Source organism: Candidatus Zixiibacteriota bacterium (assembly GCA_017999435.1).
Taxonomy (GTDB): domain Bacteria; phylum Zixibacteria; class MSB-5A5; order GN15; family FEB-12; genus JAGNLV01.
Map to the genome: position 1 here is coordinate 439,284 of JAGNLV010000004.1, position 20,528 is coordinate 459,811.

Sequence of the window (20,528 nt, forward strand, 5' to 3'; positions counted from 1 at the left end):
ACTTGCTCCGCAACCTCTCACTGATTGTGGCATTGCTGGCACCCGGCGAGATGGCCCTCGCCGCCTTCCCGGTAGGGCCACCGCAGCCCGTACTCGAACGGCCCGCCGTGCGGACGGTGGCAACTGATGCACACGACTTCATTGGAGGCGGCCGCTTCCCGGGCGCTCACGTAGTCGTCGGCCGCGGGCGCTTCGAAAGGGACGCGCGGGATGCCCGCCGAGGCGCCTCCGGCCGGCGGGAAGCCGTCGCCGATACCGGCCGTCCAGTGCGCCGGGTCGGTGTGGCGGTCGGTGAAATACGCGTCGAGCGCGATGTCGCTCGGGTGGCCGGTGAAATGAGCGGGCGGAACGCCGGCGTTGTCCGCCCGCGCCTGATCGTGGCAGGCGAGACACCACGCCGAGGAGTTCTGCCGGTAGGCGATGTTGTCGCGCTCGTAGGCGGCAACGGTCGCCGCCGCGCTCGGCGGATCCCCCGGCTGAAACCGCGAAAAGACATCGCCGCCGTCGACCAGCACGATCGAATCCCCCCGGTCGGCGGGGTCGAAGCGCAGGTTGCGGTAGTTCGAGTTGCCGTGGACCGCGTGGCAGTGAGCGCAGGTGAGGTCGACCAGTTCGGCCGAGGTTTGGAGCGGGGCGAGCGTGGGAATCCCGAGATTGTGGCCGCCGCGGTTGTCGGCGCCCAAAAGACCGAACCAGCCGCCCGCGCTCTCCCCGGAGGGCGTGCCCTGGTACATCTGGACGGGGCTCTGGACATCGGGGGCGGTCGGATTGCTCCCGTCGTGGCACGACAGACACAGCTCGTTGATCGAGCTTTTCAGCAGGAGGACCGAGTACGGTCCGCCGGCGACCGGTTCCCCCTGTTCAGAGGAGTGCTGCAGGTGGCAGTCCTGGCACATCAGGCTCTCCCCCGTGTGCCACTGGCCCGCGGCCGCGGCCAGGGGAAGAAGGACGGCGATGGCGCAGACAGTAACTCGCATGGCCGTTCTCACTGCACGCGGTAGAAGAGGGCGCGCCCGAACTCGTCGAGGACGAGCACGCGGTTATCGATGGTGGTGGTCATCGCGGCCGGCCGAAAGAGCGGCTGGGGAAAGGGCACGGCGGCGACCGCGCCGCCGGCGGGATCGAAGATGCGGAAGGCGGCCGCGGTGCGGTCGGCCACCCAGATCAGGCTGCGGCTGTCGGCCGTGCCGCCGGCGGCCTCCCAGCCGCGCTCCTCGCCGGGGCTGCTCCAGCCGAAATACAGGAGGAATTTCCCCTCGGCGGAGAAAAGCTGGGCCGGGTAGTTCTTCTCGTCGGTCACCACGAACCGGCCGTCGGCCAGCGGCACGAGCGCGCTCGGGACCAGGACTTTCCCCTTGCCCGAACCGTGGGGAACCGCGATCCCCTGATAGCCCCAGCTCTCGTCGAAGCGCAGAACCTCCCCCGTCTTCCGGTCGAGCGCCAGCCAGCCGCGCTCGGGGGTGCGGAGGAGCTGGTCCAGCCGGCGGTGCGGTTCGAGAACCGGCGCGAGATCGGCTATTGAGTCGAGTTCGGCCGGGTTGTCGCGGATCAGCCGCAGGATGCGCAGATCAGCTGTGCGGGTGAAGACGAGTTCATTTTCGCCGGTGAAAGCCACCGCGAGCGGGCGGCCCAGGTCGACGGCGCCGCCGGCCGACCAGAGCGGGCGGCCGAAGTAGTCGATGACGGCGATCCGGTTGGCCTGGGGATCGGCCACCGCGATCTGCTCGCCGCTCGGCGACACGGCGAGCGAGCTGGGGCGTTCGAGGCGAAGGCCGTCGGCCGCAATGACAATCTCGCCGTCGAGCGTCTGGGCGGAGACGGCCGCGGCGAACAGGAACACGGCGCTAAGGGCGGCCGCACCAATCGCCGGCCCTCGCCGACACCGGGCGCGCGGCGATGAACTGCCGGCGAGCCCCTGTGCTTCCGTGTCGATTCGTTTCCGCTCCATGGTCGTCACCCCGGCCGCCCTCAATGCGAGAGGCTGTGGCAGGTGATACAGAGTTTCCGGTCGCGATCGCCGAGGAGGATCTTGTCGTACTCCGAGGAGTGCGGCGAATGGCAGCCGACACAATTGAGATCCTGCTTGGTCCGCGGGTCGATGACGCCGGCGCCCATCGGGTGGTAGTGCGTCTCTTTCGCGTCGGCGTGGCAGGTCATGCACAGCTCCATGATGTCGGGGGTCGAGAGGAGGCGCTTGTAGTCGCCGGCGTGGACCTCATGGCAGGTGCGGCAGTCTTCGAAAGCCGCCTGGTGTTTGAACTTCCCGCTGAACTCCGGCGTGTTGTGGCAGGTCAGGCAGACGGCCACGCCCTGCTTTTTCTGCAGCGCGCCGGTGTAGCCGACGTGTGGACCGTGGCAGCCGGTGCAGCCGTTGTCGTCGCCGACCGGCGCGTGCACGACCGGCCGGTCGAGCGTCCTGGCAAAATCCTCGTGGCAGGTCAGGCACAGCGTCTTGACCGGCGCGATAAGCCGGGCGGGCTGTTTGCCGACGTGGCAGGAACCGCACTGGCCGGCCGTGAAGGGGGCGTGCGCTCTGGGCATGAGGAGACCCCCGCCGCCTTTCGGGGCGGCGTGCGCCTCGTGGCAATTCTGACAGTCGGCCGCCGCGACCGCAAAACCCGAATGCGCGGCCGTCATCTCCCCCGCCGAGGCGTCGTGACACGAACCGCAGAGGTTCTCTTTCGAAACGGTCAGCAGCGACGCGGTCGCGCCGGCATGGGGCTGGTGGCAGGCGGTGCATTCGCCGCTCACCACCGGGGCGTGCGGCTGGCCGTTCTTGATCTGCTGCTCGAGGTCGGCGTGGCAGGCGAGACAGAACGTCTCCGCCGGCTTGTTCTTGAGCGCCGTGAAGGCCGAGGCGTGCGGGCGGTGGCAATCGAGGCACTGGCCGTCGGCAAACGGCCGGTGCTGCACCGCGAGATCCATCTGCGTGCGGACGTCGGCGTGGCAGCCGGTGCAGAGCGCGCCGCCCTCGGCTTTCAGCATCTTGTCGTAGTCGGCGGCGTGGACGCCGTGGCAGGCGCCGCACTCGCCCGCGGCGAAGGGGGGGTGCTGATGGGCCAGGCCGGCGGATTCGCCGACCTTCTCGTGGCAGGCCGAGCAGACCGAGGCCATGTCGCCGGACAGCGCCGCTTCCCCGTTCGGCCCCTTCGCGTGGCACAGATCGCAGCTCTTCTCCGCAAACGGGGGATGGAGCCGCGCGCGGACGAGTTTGGGCTGTTCGGAGATGTGGGGGTTGTGGCAGTCGAGGCAATTGGCGGAGTCGAGCGCGAAACCGTCGTGAGCCGCCTGCAGGCCGGCATCGACCGCATGGCACGCGGCGCACAGCTCAGGGGCGGGGGCGGTGACGAATCCCGGATTGGCGGAACCGTGCGGCGCATGGCAGGCGTCGCAGTTCCCGGCGGCCACCGGAGCGTGCACGCCGGGCCGGCGGAATTTCTCCGCGAGGTCGTCATGGCACGTGTAACACAGGTCGGAGCTGAGGCCGGTCAGGCGCGGCAGCTGCGAGACGACGCGGCCGTCGACCACGGCCCGCTGCATGCGCCCGGTCACGAGGTTCTCCTGCATGGCGCCGTGGGGGTTGTGGCAGCCGCTGCAGTCGCCCGCGCGAGCCGGCGCGTGGACATACGCGGCGGTTACTTTCAGATCATCGTAGTCGTGGCAGGTCGCGCACACGTCCTTCTCGTGCGCCGCCAGCAGATGGGGAGCATTGGCGCCGTAGTGCGGGACATGGCAGCTCCGGCAGTCGTCGGCGGCCGGGGGATGCGGCACGGTCATGCCCAGCCGGCCCTGCACGTCGGCGTGGCAGCCCACGCAGGCGTCCGCCCCCTCGCCCCGCACCAGGTGCGGCGCCGTCGAGTAGTGCGGACTGTGGCAGGCGGCGCAGTCGGAGGTGAGGTAGGGCTGGTGGCCGGAGAGCGCGCCGAGGGCGGCGTCGTCGACGGCGTGGCAATCGGCGCACAGCTCGGAGGGATCTTTCCGCAGAATCGCGGCGGTCTTGCCCTCGTGGGAGGCGTGGCACTGCCGGCAGTCGTCCGCGGCGGCGTGGACGGTCGCGGCCGAATCGCGGGCGGCTTCGAAATCGCTGTGACAGGACAGGCAGAGATCGGCCTCGGAGCGCGCCAGGAGCGCGGCGTTGGCCGAGCCGTGGACCTCGTGGCAGGAGCTGCACTGGCCGAGGACCGCCGGCAGGTGCGGCGTGAGCCCCTTGCCCGTGAGCACCTCGCTGTGGCATTGGCCGCACAGTTCCTCCTGGGGCGCCGTGAGAAGGCTCCCGAAACGGGAGGAATGCGGGCGGTGGCAGTCGGTGCAGTTGTCGCCGGTCATGGCGGCGTGCGGGTGGGCGAGGTTCGCTTTCTCGGCCACGTCCGAGTGGCAGGTGACGCATCCGTCGCTGGGCGACACGCCCTCCGCGAAGGCCACCCGGCCCCGATCGTCGGGGAGGCTGTGGCAGGTCTCGCAGTCGCCCGAGGCGAACGGCTCGTGGGTCCGGTCGGAGAGAAGTCCCTTGCGCCCGGCGGCGTGGCCCGAGTGGCATTCGGTGCAGGCGAGGCCGGCGACATGGCGGGCGCCGTGGGCCGCCGTCATCCGGCTGTCGGCCGGGGAATGGCACGATCCGCAGAGGTCGTTGGCCGGAGCGGTCAAGAGACCAGTATGCTCCGAGGCATGGGGCGCGTGGCAGCGGGTGCACTCGAGTTCGTTGAAGGGCGGATGGGGCACCGCGGCGTGAAGCGACGAGTCCAGCTCCGCCTTGTGGCACATGAAACAGGCGCTCGGATCATCGAGCCCCTCCGGCGCCGCCCGGAGCAGCCCTTTCTTGTCGGAAGCGTGCGGATCGTGGCAGTCCCAGCACTTGCCGTCGGAGACCGGGAAATGGACGCTGGCCTTGTCGAATTCGGCTTTCAGATCGGCGTGGCAGGAGTAACAGAGATCGTTGGTTGTCGCAGTCAGCACAAGGGTCTGGGCGAAACCGTGGCGTTTGTGGCAGGACTCGCAGTTCTCCTCTTTGGTGGGCTGGTGGATGAATTTCCGGCTGGTATAGAGCTGCTTCTGTTTCTGGTGGCAGTCGTAGCAGGTCTTGACCGCCGAGGCCGCCGGGGCCAGGACGAGCCCAAGCAATAGCGGTACGATCAGGAACGCGGCGCGGGAGAATGTCTTCATTGCCACGTGACTCCGCCTTATTTCTTGTCGGGTGCGGGAATATACTGCGCGGCGACCTTGAAGTCGAGCAACTTGAAGCCGAGCAGGTCGGTGCGGCGGTAGTGCGGCGCATCGACATAATGAAACGCCCAGCTTTCCTGTACCAGCGTGTCCGCCTGCTCAACGCGGATCCGTGCCGCCGGATTGTACAGCGTGTCGGACATCTGCAGACCCTTCCCCTCGGTCGTAATCCCAAGATGCGGATTGAACAGGATGATGCGGGCTTTCCACTCCTCCTCCCCGATGAAAAACGGCTGGTCGAACCCTACCGTGTCAACCTGGAGAAAATCCGGGAAGAGCCGGTGGCGCGTCTCGATGATGTAGACATCACCCGAATGATCGACGGTTTTGGTCGAGTCGACATCGGCCGCCGCCGCGGGAAGGGCGGTCAAGGCCAGAAGAACACCAACGAGAAGCGGTCGAAGGGCGGACGTATGGCGAAGAAGCTTCATGCGACATTTCCATTCTGTATCGAAATTTGTGAAAAAAGTAACTAAAATTGTCCTGTTGTCAAGCGCATTCTGCCGCATGGCGGCATTTGACGAGCTCCGGAGTCAACGTTTTTAATTGTACCACTTCGTACGATATTCTATCCTGGCGTATAACCTAGCAGGGAGATGTGGCGCCATGACCTCAGTAGAAGCGCTTATCAATCGGCAATTCATGCGGTGGGAGCGCGAGCAACTTCGACGGCAGGAGCAGGAACCTCCGGCAGCCGCCGTGCCGCCGATTATCACGGTGTCGCGGCAGACGGGGTCGCGCGGGTCCTACTTCGCCTCCCGGCTGGCGCTGGCCCTGGACTACCAGCGCATCCATCGCGAGGTTATCGATGCCGTCTGCGCCTCATCGGGCTACTGCCGAAGAATCGTGGAGTCGCTGGATGAGAGGTACCGGTCAAATCTGGAGTTGCTGATCGAGTCGGCGTTGAGCGGGACGGGGATCGACCGCTCGGATTTCACCCGCCAACTCTACCGGGTGGTGCTGTCGATAGCCCGGCTGGGAGGGGTTGTGCTGATCGGCCGGGGGGCCAACTTTATTCTGGGGCCGCGGCACGGATTCCACGTGCGGTTCATCGCGCCGCGCGAGCGGCGGGTCCGAAATCTGGTCGCCTACAAAGGGACCACCATGATCGAAGCATCGGAGATGATCGACCTGTCGGACCGGCGGCGGCGCGAGTTCGTGCGCAAGATTTTCGGGGCCGAAATCGATGATCCGAGTTACTACGACATGATCATCAACGCCGACTGCATCGACATCGAGGAGTTGGTGGAGGCAGTCGCGATCGCCTACCGGGGGAAGTGCAGCAAGCTGGCCAACCTGGGCAACGACATTCCGTAAATCCCGGCGAGGCAGGCGGGGGCACGGCGCCCATCAGGCGTTCGCCGAACCGCGAGACCCCGGTCCGGTCAGTCCCCCCGACAGTGCGGCGGCTTTTGTCGATCCGGCCATCCAACAAAAAAGGCGCCTCCTGAGCGGGAGGAAACCCAGGAGGCTCGGAAGGGTAGAGGTAGGGGAACGGACTTATGCTTTTTTGGGCCGCAGCAGGCGCATGGCTGCCAGGCCGGCGCCCAGCAGGATGAGCGTTCCCGGCTCGGGGACCTGCGGCGGAGGTTCATCGCTGTAGACCTTGGCGTCTCCATGCACGTCGGGCGATTCGACGGCGCCGACCGACTCCTCGTTGTCGCTCTGAGGAATCCAGACGCCGAAGACATCGTCAAAAGCCACCGTGAGCACGATGACGAATATGATAACGGCGATGACCCATTTCATTGGATTGCTGTGCGTGTCGTGAGAAACTTTCATGGCGTCATCCTTCTTTCGTTTACCGAATCTCCCGGTTCACTCCAATCTCTGCCGCTTTAATCAGAGCAAGCACCGTGCCGCAGCGGGACGCGGCCGTCCCCTGGCCGCCCGCAGTCCAAGCCGCAGAGCAGCTTAGGGGCAGGATTATGGACTTGTCCCCATAGTCCGGGGTCGGCCCGAGGTCGGCATTATTCTGCACAAATTCGCGCCCTCATCGGTGGAGAATGCCGCCGGCGCGGTCTAGGCAAAAAACCGGAGGAGAAATCGCCATGGACACCACCCTGGGCCGCGCGACCGCCCATCTGGCCGAACCGGACGACCGGCGAGGCGCCGGCGATCTCATCGCCCTGATTAACCGCAACATCAACCCCCCCGCGCCGGTGACCGCCGACGCCGCCGTCATTCGCGCGATGTATGTCGTCTCCGACGAAATCAACAGCTTCGGCGGCTGCTTCCCCTCCGACGAGCACGCGGGACTGTGCCGGCTGCTGGTCGATTCGCCGGTCATGGTCGGACACCGCCGGGACCGCCTCCCCATCGCGCGGAATTTCCACGCCGAGGAGGTGGTGCGGGACGGCCGACCGTGGGTCAAGTGCTGGTTCTACTGGCTGCGGGCGGCCGACGGCGCGGAGACCCTCCGCGAGAACATTGACGGCGGCATCTACCGCGAGTGCTCGATCAGCTTCACCTTCCTCTTCCCCGAATGCTCGATCTGCGGCAAGGACATCCGCGCCTGCACTCACCAACCCTTTGCCCGGTACGCGGACGGCGACGGTGAAGCGGTCTGCCATTTCCGCTACCGCGGGATCGAGCGGGTGCTCGAGACCTCGCTTGTGTACCGGGGGGCCCTGCCCGGCACCCGGCTGACCAAGGACCTCCGCGACCGGCATCCCGTGCGAATCCCTGATGAGACGCTGATCGAGGCGCCGACCGAGCTGCCCGCGGCGGAGCGCTATCTCGTGGCGCCGGCGTAAGAGGGGATTCCGGTCGCCGCGGCGTGCAGCGGGCCGGGCGAGTTGCGGCTGCGCCGCCTGGACAATCTCGACCTCCCTCCCGCCCTCGCCGGCCGCTGGGCCGCCGACCGCCTGCCGCCGTTCGATGAACTCGGCGGCTACCTGATCGGACGGCAGGGGAAGACGCGCTGCGCGCTTGCGGAGACGGAGTGCTTCCTGCGCGGCGAGCCCTCGCCCGTGACCCGTCTCGAGCTTCGGCTCCTCCCCGGACCGGACACGCCGCCCCTGAGAGCCGCCGGTTCCGGGCGGTTCACAGTCGGTCTGCACCGAAGCGAGATCGGCACGCTGCCGCAGATCGATCGCCTGGCGGCGCGTCTGGCCACGCGCGCCGGTGTCCGCATCTGGCCGACCACTCTCTCGCTGCGCGAACACGCCGGCTACCGCTACCGGCCGCTTCTTGACCGAACCGCCCCGGGGGGCGGCTACACCCTGCGGCAACCCGACGCAACCGGCACAGCGCACCTGGTGTTCGCCGACCGCGATGCGGTGCATCGCTTTCGTCTCCGACAGTTCCAGCTTCAGCGGCTGCTCCACGGAGCGAAGTTTCTGGCCGACCGCTGCCCGGCGACTGACGACGGGGCGCCCGGGATCACGACCGCCGAGGACCACCGGCGCCTGAGCGGACCGCTGCTTGAGTCGGTGCGGGATGCCGACGCCTTCCGCCTCCGCCTGGCGGGCCGTCTGGCGGGCGAGTACGTGTTGCGGCCGGTGACGATCGACGGGGAGCGGCGGCACCTGTTTTACCGGTGCACGTAGCCGCAAGGAGGCGGCGCACCTGACAAATCTGCGACTCCTGAGAACCAACGGAGGTGCATATGCCCAACGCGCATGGCCCCGGGTTCAACCTGCTCGGGCCGGTCATCAACATCGTCACCATCATCATGGGCGTGGTCACCGCCTATTTCGTGACGATCCAGTCGCTCAAAATCGACCTGGCGGCCAAAGCTGAACGGGCGGTCGTGGAAACGCTCGACAAACGGCTGACCGCGTTCGAGGTGAGCCTGACCGAGGGAGCGGTGACGCGCGATCAGTTTTACGAATTCGCCCGGGACACCGAGGCGCGCCTGGCGCGCATCGAGCTGTACCTGGCCCAACAATCGGAGGACGAGCGTGGAAACAAATGAAACCCTGATCGAGCAGGTCGATGACCTCGCGGCCGCCTGGACGCCGGACAATCTGTGCGAGCTCGATTTCGACCGCATCCGCGACCTGCTTGGGCGGCACCGCCGGCTGCTGGCGGAACACGAGTCGCTCCGGGAGGATCTCGCCGCCCTGCGGCAGGACTATGTCGCCCGGATCGGGGGCATGGCGAAAGCGATTGCGGCGGTCACCCGCCGGACCGGCGCGGCGCAGGCGCACGATGCCGCAGCGGCAGTTCTCGAGTATCTTCGGACGCTCGAGACGATGACCGCGGCGCAGTTGATCGAGCAGTACCGCCTGGCCGGCGCGCGTTTCCGCGATGCTTTCCCGACCAGTTTCGGCCGCCTGCCGTGAGTGAGACGGCGGCGTGGCGCCGCCGCGCGCCCGGCCGCCGCTCTGTCCCGTGGGACTGACCGTCCCGGCCGCGCGGGAGCACCCGCCTCCCGGCCACCCTGCCACCAAGACCGATCGTAACCCCCACTCCGTGAGGAGACCTATGACGATTCGACCGCAGAACCTTGAAGCCGTCGCGCCGGTGCTGGCGACTTTCGCAGTCCACCAGACCGGCGGCGTCGACGATCTCAAAGACGCCCACCTCGGTGAGCCGGTGATGCTGACCGGCAGCAACGAGGCGGGCCCGATCAGCAACGGCGGCCAGCTGCTCGGGAAGCTGGTTGCGCTGACACTCGCCGACGGCGACGACGGGAGCCGCCTGGCGACCGTGCAGATCGGCGGCGTCTGCCGCCTGAAGATCTCCGCCACTTACCCGGCGGCGGGCAACCGCGTGGTCGGCGGGACCGCCGGCACGGTCAAGCAGGCGCCGGCCGTCTCGGGCGACCCGGCCGGCGGCAACATCGCGCGCGGCACCGTGCTCGCCGTCAACGGCGCTGTCGACTGCACCTTTCTCTTGAACTGAAGGAGACCGCTATGACGTTCGAACAGTTTCTTCGCTCGGCGGCGCTGACCGGCGCGCCGCGGGAATGCGACCGCGAGTGGGCCGGAGGCGCCGTCGACCTGAGCCGGACGGCCGGGATCGAGATCACCCGCGCGCTCTACGGCGAGGCGGAGGCCCGCGGCCTGAGCCTGTCGGAGTTGCTCGAGCTCGACGACTACGACCCGAGCCCCGCCGGGGCGCCGCTCGACGCATTCGAGCGCCAGCTCGCGCTGGCCGGGATCCGCTTCGGCGGCAAGACTCCGACCACGGTCGAGCAGTTCTACCAGCAGGCGCCGGCGCTCCTTCCGGAGTTCATGCGCCGGGAGATCCGCGCCGGGCAGGCGATGCGCCCCGAACTCCGGCGCCTCATCGCCAACACCGCGATCATCGCCTCCAACACCTACACCCCGTTCTTCATCGACACGACCGACGCCGCCTGCTTCTCGCTCCGGCCGGTGGCCGAGGGCGCGGAGACGCCGCAGGTGCTGGTCACCGAGCAGAACCACGCCGTCCGCATCGCCGACTACGGCCTGGCCCTGAAAGCCAGCTACAAGGCGCTCCGCTACCGCACGGCCTCGCAGTTCCGCGTCCTCCTCTGGTACATCGGGTTCCGCCTCCAGACGGACAAGATCGGGATGCTGGTGGAGACGATTCTCAACGGCGACGGCAACGACAACGCCGCCGCGGTCATCACCTCGGCCGCCAGCGGCGTGCTGGCCTACGACGACCTGGTCAACCTCTGGTCCCAGTTCGCGCCGTTCGAGATGAACACGATCATCTGCGGTGTCAACCTGATGAAGGAGATCCTCACCCTCGACGAGTTCAAGGACCCGATGGCCGGCTACCGCTTCCAGAACACGGGGGACCTGTTCAGCCCGCTGGGGGCGTCGCTGGTGCGCTGCGACGAACTGGCCGCCGACCTGATTGTCGGCCTCGACAGCCGCTTCGCGATCGAGGAGGTCGTGACTCAGCCGCTGACGATCGAGTACGACAAGATCATCGAGCAGCGCTTTGAGGAGGCCGTGATCAGCGAGTCGGTCGCCTATGCGAAGGTGATCCACGGCGCGGCGGTCGTGCTCGATACCGTTCACGCTTAACCACCGGGGCCGGCGGCGCCGGGCGAAGGGGCGGGCTGCAGCCCGCGCCGGACGCCCGCACCACCCGCCGGCGCGGCGGACGGCCGGGGCCGGGGCGCACCTCCCCCCCCGGCCGCGCCCCATGGGAAAGGAGCCACATGCGCCAGACTATCTGTCCTTCCACCGCCCTCCACCCGCTCGGCGCTCCGCCGGGGCGGAAACTGCTGCGCGTTTCGTCCGGCCCGCACGCCGGGCGGGAGGCGGTGCTCTTCCAGGCCGCCCCGGGCGAGATCGCCTGCGCCTGGGCCGACCGCCCCTACGCCGGCTGGTCGCCGCCCGCCGCCGTCACCGCCCAGGCCGAGGACTCTCCGTTCGACGCGGCGATCATGCCGGACGGGACGATTCACCTCGTGTACACCGAGGCAGGCACCGGGTATCTCGCCGCAAGGAAGCTCACGCTCACCGGCGGAGCGTGGGTCCCCGGTCCCCCGGTCACAGTCGTCGACCGGCCGATCGCCCGCTACCCGAGCCTCGCGATCCTCCCCGACGGCGCGCTCTGGGTCTGTTGGACGGGGATCGAGAGCGGTACCCACCGGTTGTTTGCGAAGTCCTCGAGCGATGGCGGGACAACCTGGGGCGCCGGTCCGTCTGACCCGGGGGAGTCGCTCACGCTGGGAGCATCCTCGGCCTTTGGCCGGCTGGCCGTCGGACCGAGCGACCTGTACGCGGCGTACACCAACGGCGGCATGCAGCTGTGCGTGCGGTCGCGGCCGCTCGGCGGCGGCGCCTGGGGCACGAGCACCAACCTCGCCGCCGGCGAGAACTTCGACGAGCACTTCGACGTCGCCGCCGGCGTCGACGGCCGGCTCGGTGTCGTCTGGGACAACGGCGCGCTCCGCTACCGGGAGTTCGACGGCGACCAGTGGGCGCCGACGGTCGTGCTCGACGGCGCGGGGGGATCGTGGCCGCAACTGGTCTTCATCGATTTCGCTCCGCTGGTGGTGTACCTCTCGGAGAGCGGAGCGGGCCAGGCGATGCCGCTGTATACGACCCGGCAGGGCGGCGCCTTCGTCGCGCCGGCGGCGCTCGATGGCCGCGCCGCCCCCTTCGCCGCCGTCGCCCTGTACGACACGGTGAGCGCCTCGTGGGCGAACCTCACCGCCGAGGCTACCGGGACCGCGCCCGCCGATATCGCCCATCCGGTCTCGGGCGCCCTGCTTGCCCACGCGGGCGACGCCCTCTACCTCGGCATGGAGGAGCGCTTCCGCTTCGCGAAAGTGCGGCTGTCCTCCGCCGGGGCGGGAGGCAGCACCGTCTGCAGCTACTGGGACGGTTCCGCGTGGGCGGCCATCACGCCCGCCTCCGGCCCGTACAACTTCGACGTACTCGAGCACGACCTGCTCCTGTGGAACGACTACAACACCGTGCCGGTCGACTGGCAGAAGAAGCCGGTCGCGGGCGCGGTACACTTCTGGGTGAAAATCGAGGCGCTCGCCGATTTTGCAGCCGCCCCGGTGGGCAGCCAGATCACCGCCGTCTCCCGCGTGACTGCCCTCACGGTGAGGAGGTGAACAGTGTCGTACACCACCGATGAACTGGTGCGCCGCCACCTCGCCGACACCCGGCCGCTGGCCGACCGGGTGACCGACCAGGCGATCGTCCTGGGAGAAAGCGGCTGGGTTCTTTTTTGGCGCGGACCGATCGAGGCGGGGACGGTCGTCGTGAAAGCCCTCCGCGGCGCGGCGCCGCTCCGGCGCGCGCTCGCCCTCGCGGGCGGAAGCGCGGCGCTGGGAGTCGCCCCGGTCGTGCCGGGGTCGGTCGTGGCCGCCTCCGACAGCTCGCTCGGGACGATTTACGCCGAAAACGTCGATTTTGTCATCGATTATCCCCGCGCCGTTTTCTATGCCAAAGCCGGCGGCGCGCTGGCCGACGACGCGTCGGTAACCGTCTGGCTGCGCGAGTACACGCTGTGCGCGCCCGGCCTCGACTACGCCCTCGATGCCGAGGCGGGGGCGCTCCGGCGGCTCGCCGGCGGGTCCATCGCCCCCGTCGAAACCGTCCGCCTCGACTACACGCCGCTCTACGCGGCCGGCGACGACATGCTGATTGCGGCGGCAGTGGCCGAGGCCAACGGCCTGGTGGGTGCGGCGGTCGACCCGGCCAGGGCGTTCGGCGCCGATCCCGCCCTCGAGGCGGCGGCAACCTGTCATGCCCTCGCCGTCGTCTGCCGCGGATCGGCCGCCCGCGTGCTCGCCACCCGTCCCGAACAGGAGAGAGCGGCCGCTGCCTGGACCCGGCTCTCGGAACTCTACGCCGACCGCGCCGACCGTCTGCTCGCGGCCTTCCATCCGCCGGCTGCCGGTCCCGCCGCGCCCTCGGCCGTGTGAAAGGAGGAACCATGCTGACTCCGCTTAACGACGTGCTGGCCCGCCGCCTGTGGTTTATCCCCGGATTCGTCGTCTGGGGCGTGCCGGGGCTGAGCGAAATCGACTTCGTGGCCGCCGAGCAGATCGGCGGCGCGACCGCGCTCCGCCACGGCGCCGCCGTCCCCGGCGGCGGACCGCAGACGGTGCTCTACGCCGACCTCGTCGACCACCGGGGGAACGCTCTGCCGGCGGCGCTGGCATCGCCGCGCGTGTGGCTGCGGCCGCAGGGCGCGACGCCTGCCTTCGTCGTGGGCGCCGAAACGCCCTCGTCCTTCCGGGTCGCGCGCGATCCCGACGGCGCCGGGCCGGTGACCGCCGATCTCTTCGTCATCGAAATGGGCGACTGAGATGGCTCCGGGCGCCCAGATCCGCGAACGGCTCCTTTGCGAATGGCTCGCGCGCCTCGAATTGCTCATCGCGGGGCACTTCGACGCCCTGCTCGGATTCGCCCGGCCGAAAAGCCGGAGCCGCTCCGGCGGCGCGTCCGGCCCGCCGCGCAGCGCCCAAAACGCCAAAGTATCGGAGTTGATCAAAATGATCCAACTGTATGCCCGGCTGGCCGACAGCCGGCCCGGAACCGACGAGTTCTGGGAGATGATCGAACGAATCCGCCAGGAGAAATTGCCGCTCCGGCCGACCGGGCAGCTTCCCGCGGCGGAGGCGAGCCCCAAGAAAGGACGCCGGCCATGACGCGCTCGGCGGCCGTGCTGCTCGCGGCGCTGACGCCGCTTCTCGCCGAGGCCGCGCGCATCGACACGCTGCGCGGACCGTCGCAGATTGAGGACGCCACCATCTACGGCTACCTTACCTGCGACGGCGAAATCAGCGGCGAGGACTGCCGGCGCTACAACACGGGCAACTGCCTCTATTTCTCCGTGGGAACCCAAGGCACCGGCAACCATCGCGCGGTGCTGCGCTTTCCCGGATGGGACGGCGTCGTGCCGGATTCCTCCGTCCTGGAATTGTTCTGCGAACTGGAGGACGACGGCGCCGACCGGCGGATCTTCCTCTATCCCCTCACCCGCCGCTTCGTGGAGGGCGTCGAGGGATTCGGCGCGGGCGGCATTCCCGCCGACAGCGGCGTCACCTGGAACCACGCCTGGCTGGCTCACGGCCGGGGCGACTCGCTCTCCTGGACCTCGCCGGGAGGTGATTTCACCGCAGCCGTGGCGTGCACGCTGATCGCCGCCGACAGCGGCAAATACCAGCGCGTCGCCGGTTTCAACCGCATGCTCGCCTACTGGGATTCCACCGGGTCCGATCCCGGCGTCATCCTGATCGGAGAAAACGTCTTCCCCGCCAACACGGCGAAAAAGACCTTCACCTCGGCCGAAGGCGCCGGCGACCGGGCGCCGCGGCTGTTGTTGTACTATCCCGGCGCTCCGGTCGCCGCCGGACGGCGGCGGCTGCAGTCGACAGCCGCCCCCGCGCGCTGATGATCCGACGAGAAAGGAACGTGCCCATGAATTATCGGCTTGCTTTTATACTCGCGCTGCTGCTGCCGGGGATGTCGGCCGCCGCCCGGATCGTCCACAACCGCACGACGCTTGCGACCGGTGAGGATTCGCTCGCCGTGGCGTTCCAGGTGCTCGACAGTCTCGGCAACCCGACTGAGGCCGATTCGATCTTCATCTCCGTGATCGGTCCGTCGGGCGGCATGACGGCGGTCGACTCAATGACGCCGGCCGACGCGCGGGTCTCGGTGACAGCGCCGGGTGGTCAGCCCGCCTATGTGTTCCACTGCCAGGTCTCGGCCATCGACGGCGCCGGCGCACCGGGCGTTTACGCGCTGACGGTGATGGCCAAATCGACGGCCCTCGGGCTGGCGACCCAGACGGCGGCGGCCTTCCAGATCGTCGCCGCGCCGTTGTCCGAACGGCTCGCCCTGCTCGATGATACCGTCCGGGTGAACGGCGGAGTGATCGACAGCAACCGCACCGAGCGCGGGATGGCGATTGGCTCGGGCGCCGTGTCGGTCGTGCTCATCGCCTACGACTCGACCCGCACCCAGGTCATCCCCGGCGTCCGCGTCGTCATCCGCGATCTCGCCCAGACGCTCCTGCACGGCCTCGGGTTCACCGACGTGAGCGGCGCAGCCGCCTTCAATCTCGACGCCGACTCGGTGCTCGCGGTCGCGGCCGCTCCCGGTTACCTCTTCCCGCCGTTCGACACGCTGGCGATCGTCGGCGCGACCATGGACACGCTGTTCGGGACGGCCTCGTACCCCGAACCGCCGCCCGCGGGCGGCCTGTGCCGTGTCTGGGGCTGCCTGTACGGCATTGACGGATCGCCGCAGGCCGGGGCGACGATCTCCGCGATGCTCCCCTCGGGCGTCGCGCGCTTCGGCGGTGCGGTCGTGGCGCCCAGCCCGGTGAGCACCGCCACCGACAGCACCGGCCTCTTTCAACTGGACCTGATTCCGTCGGAACTGCTGGAGAGCGAGGATCCCCGCTATGACCTGACGATCTTTCGGCCCGACGGCGTCATCCTCCGCCAGCGGATCGCCGTCCCGAATCAGCCGCTCTGGCAGTTGGAGTGGTAGGACCGCGCCCTTCAGCGCCAAGAGAGGGGCATGGCCGCCGCCTGGCCGTGCCCTTCCCCTACTTCACCCCCGCCATGCTCCGGCCGGCGATCCAGCCGGTGGTCCAGGCGCTCTGGAGATTGAACCCCCCCGTGAGACCGTCGATATCGAGCACCTCCCCGGCGAAATACAGCCCCTGCCGCAACCGGCTCTCCATCGTCCGGAAATCGACCTCCCCCAGCGCCACCCCGCCGCAGGTGACGAATTCCTCTTTGAAAATCCCCCGCCCGGCCACGGCCAGATGCGTCTCTGTCACCTGCTCGGCGAGGACCGCCATGTGCTCCCGCGTGACGGCCGCCCACGCGGTCTCCGGCGGGATCCCGACTGCGGCCGCGATCCGGCTCCAGTAGCGCGAGGGGAGCGAGACGGGGCTGTCGCCGTGCGCCAGCCGCTTGCCGTGCGCCTGCTTGTGCGCTGTCATACCGCGGTAGACCTGTTCGGCCGTGGAACCGGGGACGAAATTGACCACCAGTTCCGCGCGGTAACGGCTCTCGTGAAGCGGACGCGCCGCCCACGCGGAGAGCCGGATCACAGCCGGCCCGCTCAGCCCCCAATGGGTAATGAGCATCGGTCCGCTCTGTTCGAACCGTTCCCCTCCCACTGCGAGCCGCAACTGCACGGATTCGAAACTGACTCCCGCCAGCCCCTGCAGGCGCAGGTCGGGAACGGTGAAGGTGAACAGCGACGGCACGGGGGGAACAATGGTGTGGCCGAGCGCCTGAGCCAGCGCGTGCCCCGGCCGACCGCCGCCGGCGGCGATCAGCAGGCGGTCGCATTGCTCGCGGCTCCCGTCGCCCGCGATGACATCGAACAGCGGCGCATCGTCGGTGTCCCTTCCCGCCGGCGCCGCCTCGCGCACACGCGACCCCAGCCGTATCCGCACGCCGGCTCGCTCCGCCTCGCGCAGCAGGCAGGCGACCACCGCGCCCGAATCATCGCTCGCCGGAAATACTCGCCCGTCCGCCTCCGCCTTCAGGCGCACCCCCCGGCCCTCGAGCCAGGCGATCATGTCGCGCGGCTGGAACCGCGCGAACGGCCCGCGCAGCTCGCGCTCCCCGCGCGGGTAGTTCTTCACCAAATCCGCGGGCTCGAAACAACGGTGCGTGACGTTGCACCGTCCGCCTCCCGACAGGCGGACCTTGTCGAGCGGCGCGCCGGTCGCCTCCCACACGATCACCTCGCCGGGCCGGCCGGTTTCGGCGGCCGCGATCGCCGCAAAGAGGCCGGCCGCCCCTCCGCCGACAACCCCCAGCCGCAGCCGGCGCCGGTCGGATCTGTCCTTGTGATTCGCCACGCGAGGTAGTATTGTATCCGGAGGAAGCGGTTACAAGCCCAAACTCCGCCCCGCGCGGAGCGGACCGGTCGGTCCGCGGCGATGGAGGTCGCATGATGACTGCCCAGGAAAGCGCCCCCGCTCCCCGAACTCAGCCCCGCCGGCGGGCGGTTGATATCCTCGGGTTGCTGGGATGGTTGATCCTCGTGTTCGCGGTGTCGTTCGCCGCCTCCCGGTACATGCCGGGCGAGTGGTACGCCCGACTGCACAAACCGTCGTGGACTCCCCCGAACTGGATGTTCCCGGTGGTGTGGACGCTGCTGTATGCGGCGATGGCGGCGGCGGCCTGGCTGGTGTGGCGGCGCGATGGTTTCGCCGGGGCGCGGGCGGCGCTCGTCCTCTTCCTGGCGCAACTGGCGCTCAACGGCGTCTGGACCTACCTCTTTTTCGGCCGGCAGTGGGTGGGGTTGGCGCTGGTCGACATCCTGGCGCTGCTCGCCGCCGTGATCATCACCATGGTCCTCTTCCGCAAACACGATCGCCGGGCCGGGTATCTGCTCGCCCCCTATATCGTCTGGCTGGCCTACGCCTCGACCCTTAATCTCGGCGTTCTCGTTCTCAACTGAGCGGCGGGCGGCCCGAGGGATAACAAGGGTGCGGCGGCGGCATCGCTGCCGCCGCCTGCCCTATGGCCACGGCGACGCCGCAGTCACTTCAGAAGCAGCATCTTCCTGGTCTCCACGAAATCGGCCGCCGTGGCGCGGTAGAGGTAGACGCCTGACGCATACGCCGAGGCGTCCCACTCGACCGTCACCGATCCGGGCGCCGAGGCGCCGTGGAATTCCCTGATGAGCTGGCCCAGCGTGTTGAAGATCTCGATCCGCCACTCGGCGGCGACGGGCAGATCGAACTGAATGGTCGTCGCCGGGTTGAACGGGTTCGGGAAGTTCTGGTGCAGGGCGAAGGTCGAGGGGGCCGTGGGCTCGACCTTCGCGTTGGGGTCATCCGGAATGTCGTCATCCACATTCCCGCTTCCGCACGACGAGCAGCCGGTTCCGGTGGAGCTGCACTTCAGAGTGATGGTGGAGCCGTTCGTGGCGGCGTACATCGGACCGCCGGCCGCGTAGTCCCACACCTTGCCGTTCGTGACCGAGATCCCGATGCCGTAGGGTTTTCCGCGAAGGCAGGGAGATTTCAGCCCGATGCGGAGCCGGCAGACTTTCACGGGATCGCCCGTCGGCCCGACGCCCGCGAACAGGGAATTGGTCTGGATGTCGTAAGTGTGGTAGTTGACGAAAGTGGGAATGACCCCGGTCATCCGGTCGATGATCCCGTAGATGCACGCCCAGGTGGGCACCGTGATGCGCACGGAGAAGGAATCGATGGCGCAGGTCCCGCGAACGTAGAAGTCCACCTCGCCGCAGGCCGTGGAAGAACTGCCGCCGCCGGCGAGGAGTTGGCCCATGAGAACCTCCACCGAGTCAAACGCCCCGCCCGACCAGGCGTCCAGGATGCCGTTGACGGAATCCGCCCGGAGGCACCCGACCGTGTCGGGGACGACCGTTCGGCCGTGGCCGATGCCGAAATCGTGGATAAATTTCGGACGGAGGTAGCGGTTGTTCCAGCTGGGCGTGAATCCGGCCGTGTCGAACCGCACCTTGAGCGTGACCAGACTGTCGAAGTCGCCGCCGCCCGGCAGGTAGTTGGCGCGCGCGGCGTCCCAGGTCTGGTAGACCGCCGTCAGGTCGCCCTGGCTCAGATCGAGGAACTTCACCGCGGGCGCATAGTGGTCGATCCCCGCGAAGTCGAGGTTGGGTGTCCAATCGATGTTCATGGTCAGGCCGGTGTCGGATTGCGACCCCATGCCCGCGGCGAAGGTGCTGCGCATGAGCACGCCGAATTTCAGCAGCTGCCCGTCGTCCTGCATCGTCACCGGCTCGCCCAGGTAGCGCGCCCGGTAGGCGGCCGTGTCGGCCATCGCAATCGTGACCGACGGGTCGCTCACAGCCGCCGGATCGATCGAACCGGAGCACTCGCTGACCCACACCGTGAGCCAGCCGGGTACGGCGTTCAGCACCGTCGAGGTGTTGCCGAGCGGACACCTCGGCGCCAGCGTGAGGTGAACGAGCGGGAAGTGGTGGCCCTCATCCACGCCGCTGAAATTCAGCGCGGTGATGACGATCGTATCGCTCCGCAGCGTGACGGTGCCGCCGAAGTAGGGCGGCATCTCAAACCCCCGGAATTCCAGCTTGGCGGTGTCGAACGTGTACGCCTGCCAGACGAGGCTGAGGCGAAAGTCGGTGGTCGCGTACTCGGTGAGTACAAACTCCTCGCCGACCTCACCCGTCACCGCGGTATCGGCGATTTCCAGCGTGATATGGTATGCCGAGTCGGGCATCCGGTCGACCGAGCCGTCGTCCCACCCCTCGCTTCCGGGCGAGTAGATAATGCCGTTGACAGTCACCGAGTTGTCCATCCCGTTGCGAGAGAAGTTCACGCCGCCGGGCAGCGAATCCTGGGGCCAGCACTCGTGGATGAACCTCAGGCGGCCATACTCGCGCGTGCCGGCCGAGGCCGTATGCAGCGGGCTCGTTGTGTCCAGCGTCATCTGCATCTGCACGACTCCATGCGGGCTTTCCTGAGCATCGAAGTAGGCGTACCAGCCGGGGTCGGCCTCCGCTGCCAGAAAGCTCATCCGCGTGGTGTCGTACAGCACTTTTACGTGGATCTCGGTGATGGCGCCGTTGAGCTGCTCGAAGAGGGAGTCAAAACCGATGCCCAACGATACCGTTGCGACCTGGGCCGCCGAGTCGCTCACCGTACCCGTCACGTAGGCGAGGCCGTCGCCGAGGGCAAAGGTCACATGGTCCGACGTTTCGGACATGACCTCGGAGAACGCCGGCCCGGCCGCCGACGCGGCCAGCAGGAAGCCGGCGAAAAACCCTCTCATAATGCACGTGTGCGTCAATGCATGCATAGAATCCTCCCTGGAAGTTTTGAAACGTGTGCGCGTAGTCGTGGACGAACAGATTTCCTGTGCCCGGTCTCACCTCCCTTCGCCGCACCGGATGATGCCCGGCACC

At 68.3% G+C, this 20,528-nt stretch carries 21 protein-coding genes; 14 read left to right on the forward strand and 7 right to left on the reverse strand.

What is annotated here, in order from left to right; translation table 11 throughout:
- Positions 1-17: 17 nt before the first annotated feature.
- From KA261_12280 to KA261_12295, 4 genes are read right to left on the reverse strand one after another with little or no spacing between them, the layout of a single operon-like run.
- Positions 18-977, reverse strand: coding sequence for a hypothetical protein (locus KA261_12280; GenBank protein MBP7698578.1), 960 nt, complete (start codon positions 975-977; stop codon positions 18-20).
- 8 nt (positions 978-985) lie between these two features.
- Positions 986-1,948 (reverse strand): hypothetical protein, encoded by a 963-nt coding sequence (locus KA261_12285; GenBank protein ID MBP7698579.1) that lies wholly within the window; start codon positions 1,946-1,948, stop codon positions 986-988.
- 20 nt (positions 1,949-1,968) lie between these two features.
- A complete protein-coding gene (locus KA261_12290) occupies positions 1,969-5,160 on the reverse strand; it encodes a cytochrome c3 family protein (GenBank protein MBP7698580.1) in 3,192 nt (1,063 codons plus the stop codon).
- Between the two features lie 17 nt (positions 5,161-5,177).
- On the reverse strand, positions 5,178-5,651 hold the full coding sequence (locus KA261_12295) for a hypothetical protein (protein MBP7698581.1): 474 nt from the start codon (positions 5,649-5,651) through the stop codon (positions 5,178-5,180).
- A gap of 175 nt (positions 5,652-5,826) precedes the next feature.
- Here KA261_12295 and KA261_12300 point away from each other — a divergent pair, with 175 nt between their 5' ends.
- A complete protein-coding gene (locus KA261_12300) occupies positions 5,827-6,537 on the forward strand; it encodes a cytidylate kinase-like family protein (protein MBP7698582.1) in 711 nt (236 codons plus the stop codon).
- A 183-nt stretch (positions 6,538-6,720) separates the two neighbouring features.
- On the opposite strand, the gene KA261_12305 is transcribed toward KA261_12300, so the two are convergent.
- Positions 6,721-7,002 carry a PEP-CTERM sorting domain-containing protein gene (locus KA261_12305; protein ID MBP7698583.1) on the reverse strand — a complete coding sequence of 94 codons (282 nt, stop codon included), beginning with the start codon at positions 7,000-7,002 and terminating at the stop codon, positions 6,721-6,723.
- Positions 7,003-7,271: 269 nt separating this feature from the next.
- Between KA261_12305 and KA261_12310 the strand changes: the two genes are divergently transcribed.
- The 12 genes from KA261_12310 (at position 7,272) to KA261_12365 (ending at position 16,133) form a co-directional block, all read left to right on the forward strand.
- The gene (locus tag KA261_12310; protein ID MBP7698584.1) at positions 7,272-7,976 is read left to right on the forward strand and encodes a hypothetical protein; all 705 of its coding nucleotides are present in this window, start codon (positions 7,272-7,274) and stop codon (positions 7,974-7,976) included.
- 42 nt (positions 7,977-8,018) lie between these two features.
- Complete coding sequence (locus tag KA261_12315) at positions 8,019-8,771, forward strand: hypothetical protein (protein ID MBP7698585.1); 753 nt, start codon at positions 8,019-8,021, stop codon at positions 8,769-8,771.
- Between the two features lie 59 nt (positions 8,772-8,830).
- Entirely contained in the window at positions 8,831-9,139 is a 309-nt protein-coding gene (locus KA261_12320; protein MBP7698586.1) for a hypothetical protein, read from the forward strand.
- Positions 9,126-9,509, forward strand: a complete 384-nt coding sequence (locus tag KA261_12325; GenBank protein ID MBP7698587.1) for a hypothetical protein — start codon at positions 9,126-9,128, stop codon at positions 9,507-9,509. The genes KA261_12320 and KA261_12325 overlap by 14 nt, the downstream gene beginning before the upstream one ends.
- A gap of 142 nt (positions 9,510-9,651) precedes the next feature.
- Entirely contained in the window at positions 9,652-10,071 is a 420-nt protein-coding gene (locus tag KA261_12330) for a hypothetical protein (GenBank protein ID MBP7698588.1), read from the forward strand.
- Positions 10,072-10,082: 11 nt separating this feature from the next.
- Positions 10,083-11,186, forward strand: a complete 1,104-nt coding sequence (locus KA261_12335) for a hypothetical protein (protein MBP7698589.1) — start codon at positions 10,083-10,085, stop codon at positions 11,184-11,186.
- Positions 11,187-11,323: 137 nt separating this feature from the next.
- Positions 11,324-12,736 (forward strand): exo-alpha-sialidase, encoded by a 1,413-nt coding sequence (locus tag KA261_12340; GenBank protein MBP7698590.1) that lies wholly within the window; start codon positions 11,324-11,326, stop codon positions 12,734-12,736.
- A 3-nt stretch (positions 12,737-12,739) separates the two neighbouring features.
- The gene (locus KA261_12345) at positions 12,740-13,552 is read left to right on the forward strand and encodes a hypothetical protein (GenBank protein MBP7698591.1); all 813 of its coding nucleotides are present in this window, start codon (positions 12,740-12,742) and stop codon (positions 13,550-13,552) included.
- 11 nt (positions 13,553-13,563) lie between these two features.
- Positions 13,564-13,938: a hypothetical protein gene (locus tag KA261_12350; GenBank protein ID MBP7698592.1), complete on the forward strand. Its 375-nt coding sequence runs from the start codon at positions 13,564-13,566 to the stop codon at positions 13,936-13,938.
- Between the two features lies 1 nt (position 13,939).
- A complete protein-coding gene (locus tag KA261_12355) occupies positions 13,940-14,281 on the forward strand; it encodes a hypothetical protein (GenBank protein MBP7698593.1) in 342 nt (113 codons plus the stop codon).
- Positions 14,278-15,027, forward strand: a complete 750-nt coding sequence (locus KA261_12360; protein ID MBP7698594.1) for a hypothetical protein — start codon at positions 14,278-14,280, stop codon at positions 15,025-15,027. Before KA261_12355 ends, KA261_12360 begins: the two co-directional genes overlap by 4 nt.
- 26 nt (positions 15,028-15,053) lie before the next feature.
- On the forward strand, positions 15,054-16,133 hold the full coding sequence (locus tag KA261_12365; protein ID MBP7698595.1) for a hypothetical protein: 1,080 nt from the start codon (positions 15,054-15,056) through the stop codon (positions 16,131-16,133).
- Between the two features lie 58 nt (positions 16,134-16,191).
- Here the strand turns inward: KA261_12365 and KA261_12370 are convergent, their stop codons facing one another.
- On the reverse strand, positions 16,192-17,466 hold the full coding sequence (locus KA261_12370; protein ID MBP7698596.1) for an NAD(P)/FAD-dependent oxidoreductase: 1,275 nt from the start codon (positions 17,464-17,466) through the stop codon (positions 16,192-16,194).
- A 92-nt stretch (positions 17,467-17,558) separates the two neighbouring features.
- Here KA261_12370 and KA261_12375 point away from each other — a divergent pair, with 92 nt between their 5' ends.
- Positions 17,559-18,071, forward strand: coding sequence for a tryptophan-rich sensory protein (locus KA261_12375; GenBank protein ID MBP7698597.1), 513 nt, complete (start codon positions 17,559-17,561; stop codon positions 18,069-18,071).
- A gap of 83 nt (positions 18,072-18,154) precedes the next feature.
- Here the strand turns inward: KA261_12375 and KA261_12380 are convergent, their stop codons facing one another.
- A complete protein-coding gene (locus KA261_12380; GenBank protein ID MBP7698598.1) occupies positions 18,155-20,422 on the reverse strand; it encodes a T9SS type A sorting domain-containing protein in 2,268 nt (755 codons plus the stop codon).
- Positions 20,423-20,528: the final 106 nt, after the last annotated feature.

Coding starts and splice junctions, on each gene's coding strand:
- KA261_12280 (MBP7698578.1), bottom strand. CDS start 977: ATGCGAGTTACTGTCTGCGCCATCGCCGTCCTTCTTCCCCTGGCCGCG.
- KA261_12285 (MBP7698579.1), bottom strand. CDS start 1,948: ATGGAGCGGAAACGAATCGACACGGAAGCACAGGGGCTCGCCGGCAGT.
- KA261_12290 (MBP7698580.1), bottom strand. CDS start 5,160: ATGAAGACATTCTCCCGCGCCGCGTTCCTGATCGTACCGCTATTGCTT.
- KA261_12295 (MBP7698581.1), bottom strand. CDS start 5,651: ATGAAGCTTCTTCGCCATACGTCCGCCCTTCGACCGCTTCTCGTTGGT.
- KA261_12300 (MBP7698582.1), top strand. CDS start 5,827: ATGACCTCAGTAGAAGCGCTTATCAATCGGCAATTCATGCGGTGGGAG.
- KA261_12305 (MBP7698583.1), bottom strand. CDS start 7,002: ATGAAAGTTTCTCACGACACGCACAGCAATCCAATGAAATGGGTCATC.
- KA261_12310 (MBP7698584.1), top strand. CDS start 7,272: ATGGACACCACCCTGGGCCGCGCGACCGCCCATCTGGCCGAACCGGAC.
- KA261_12320 (MBP7698586.1), top strand. CDS start 8,831: ATGCCCAACGCGCATGGCCCCGGGTTCAACCTGCTCGGGCCGGTCATC.
- KA261_12330 (MBP7698588.1), top strand. CDS start 9,652: ATGACGATTCGACCGCAGAACCTTGAAGCCGTCGCGCCGGTGCTGGCG.
- KA261_12335 (MBP7698589.1), top strand. CDS start 10,083: ATGACGTTCGAACAGTTTCTTCGCTCGGCGGCGCTGACCGGCGCGCCG.
- KA261_12340 (MBP7698590.1), top strand. CDS start 11,324: ATGCGCCAGACTATCTGTCCTTCCACCGCCCTCCACCCGCTCGGCGCT.
- KA261_12350 (MBP7698592.1), top strand. CDS start 13,564: ATGCTGACTCCGCTTAACGACGTGCTGGCCCGCCGCCTGTGGTTTATC.
- KA261_12355 (MBP7698593.1), top strand. CDS start 13,940: ATGGCTCCGGGCGCCCAGATCCGCGAACGGCTCCTTTGCGAATGGCTC.
- KA261_12360 (MBP7698594.1), top strand. CDS start 14,278: ATGACGCGCTCGGCGGCCGTGCTGCTCGCGGCGCTGACGCCGCTTCTC.
- KA261_12365 (MBP7698595.1), top strand. CDS start 15,054: ATGAATTATCGGCTTGCTTTTATACTCGCGCTGCTGCTGCCGGGGATG.
- KA261_12375 (MBP7698597.1), top strand. CDS start 17,559: ATGATGACTGCCCAGGAAAGCGCCCCCGCTCCCCGAACTCAGCCCCGC.
- KA261_12380 (MBP7698598.1), bottom strand. CDS start 20,422: ATGCATGCATTGACGCACACGTGCATTATGAGAGGGTTTTTCGCCGGC.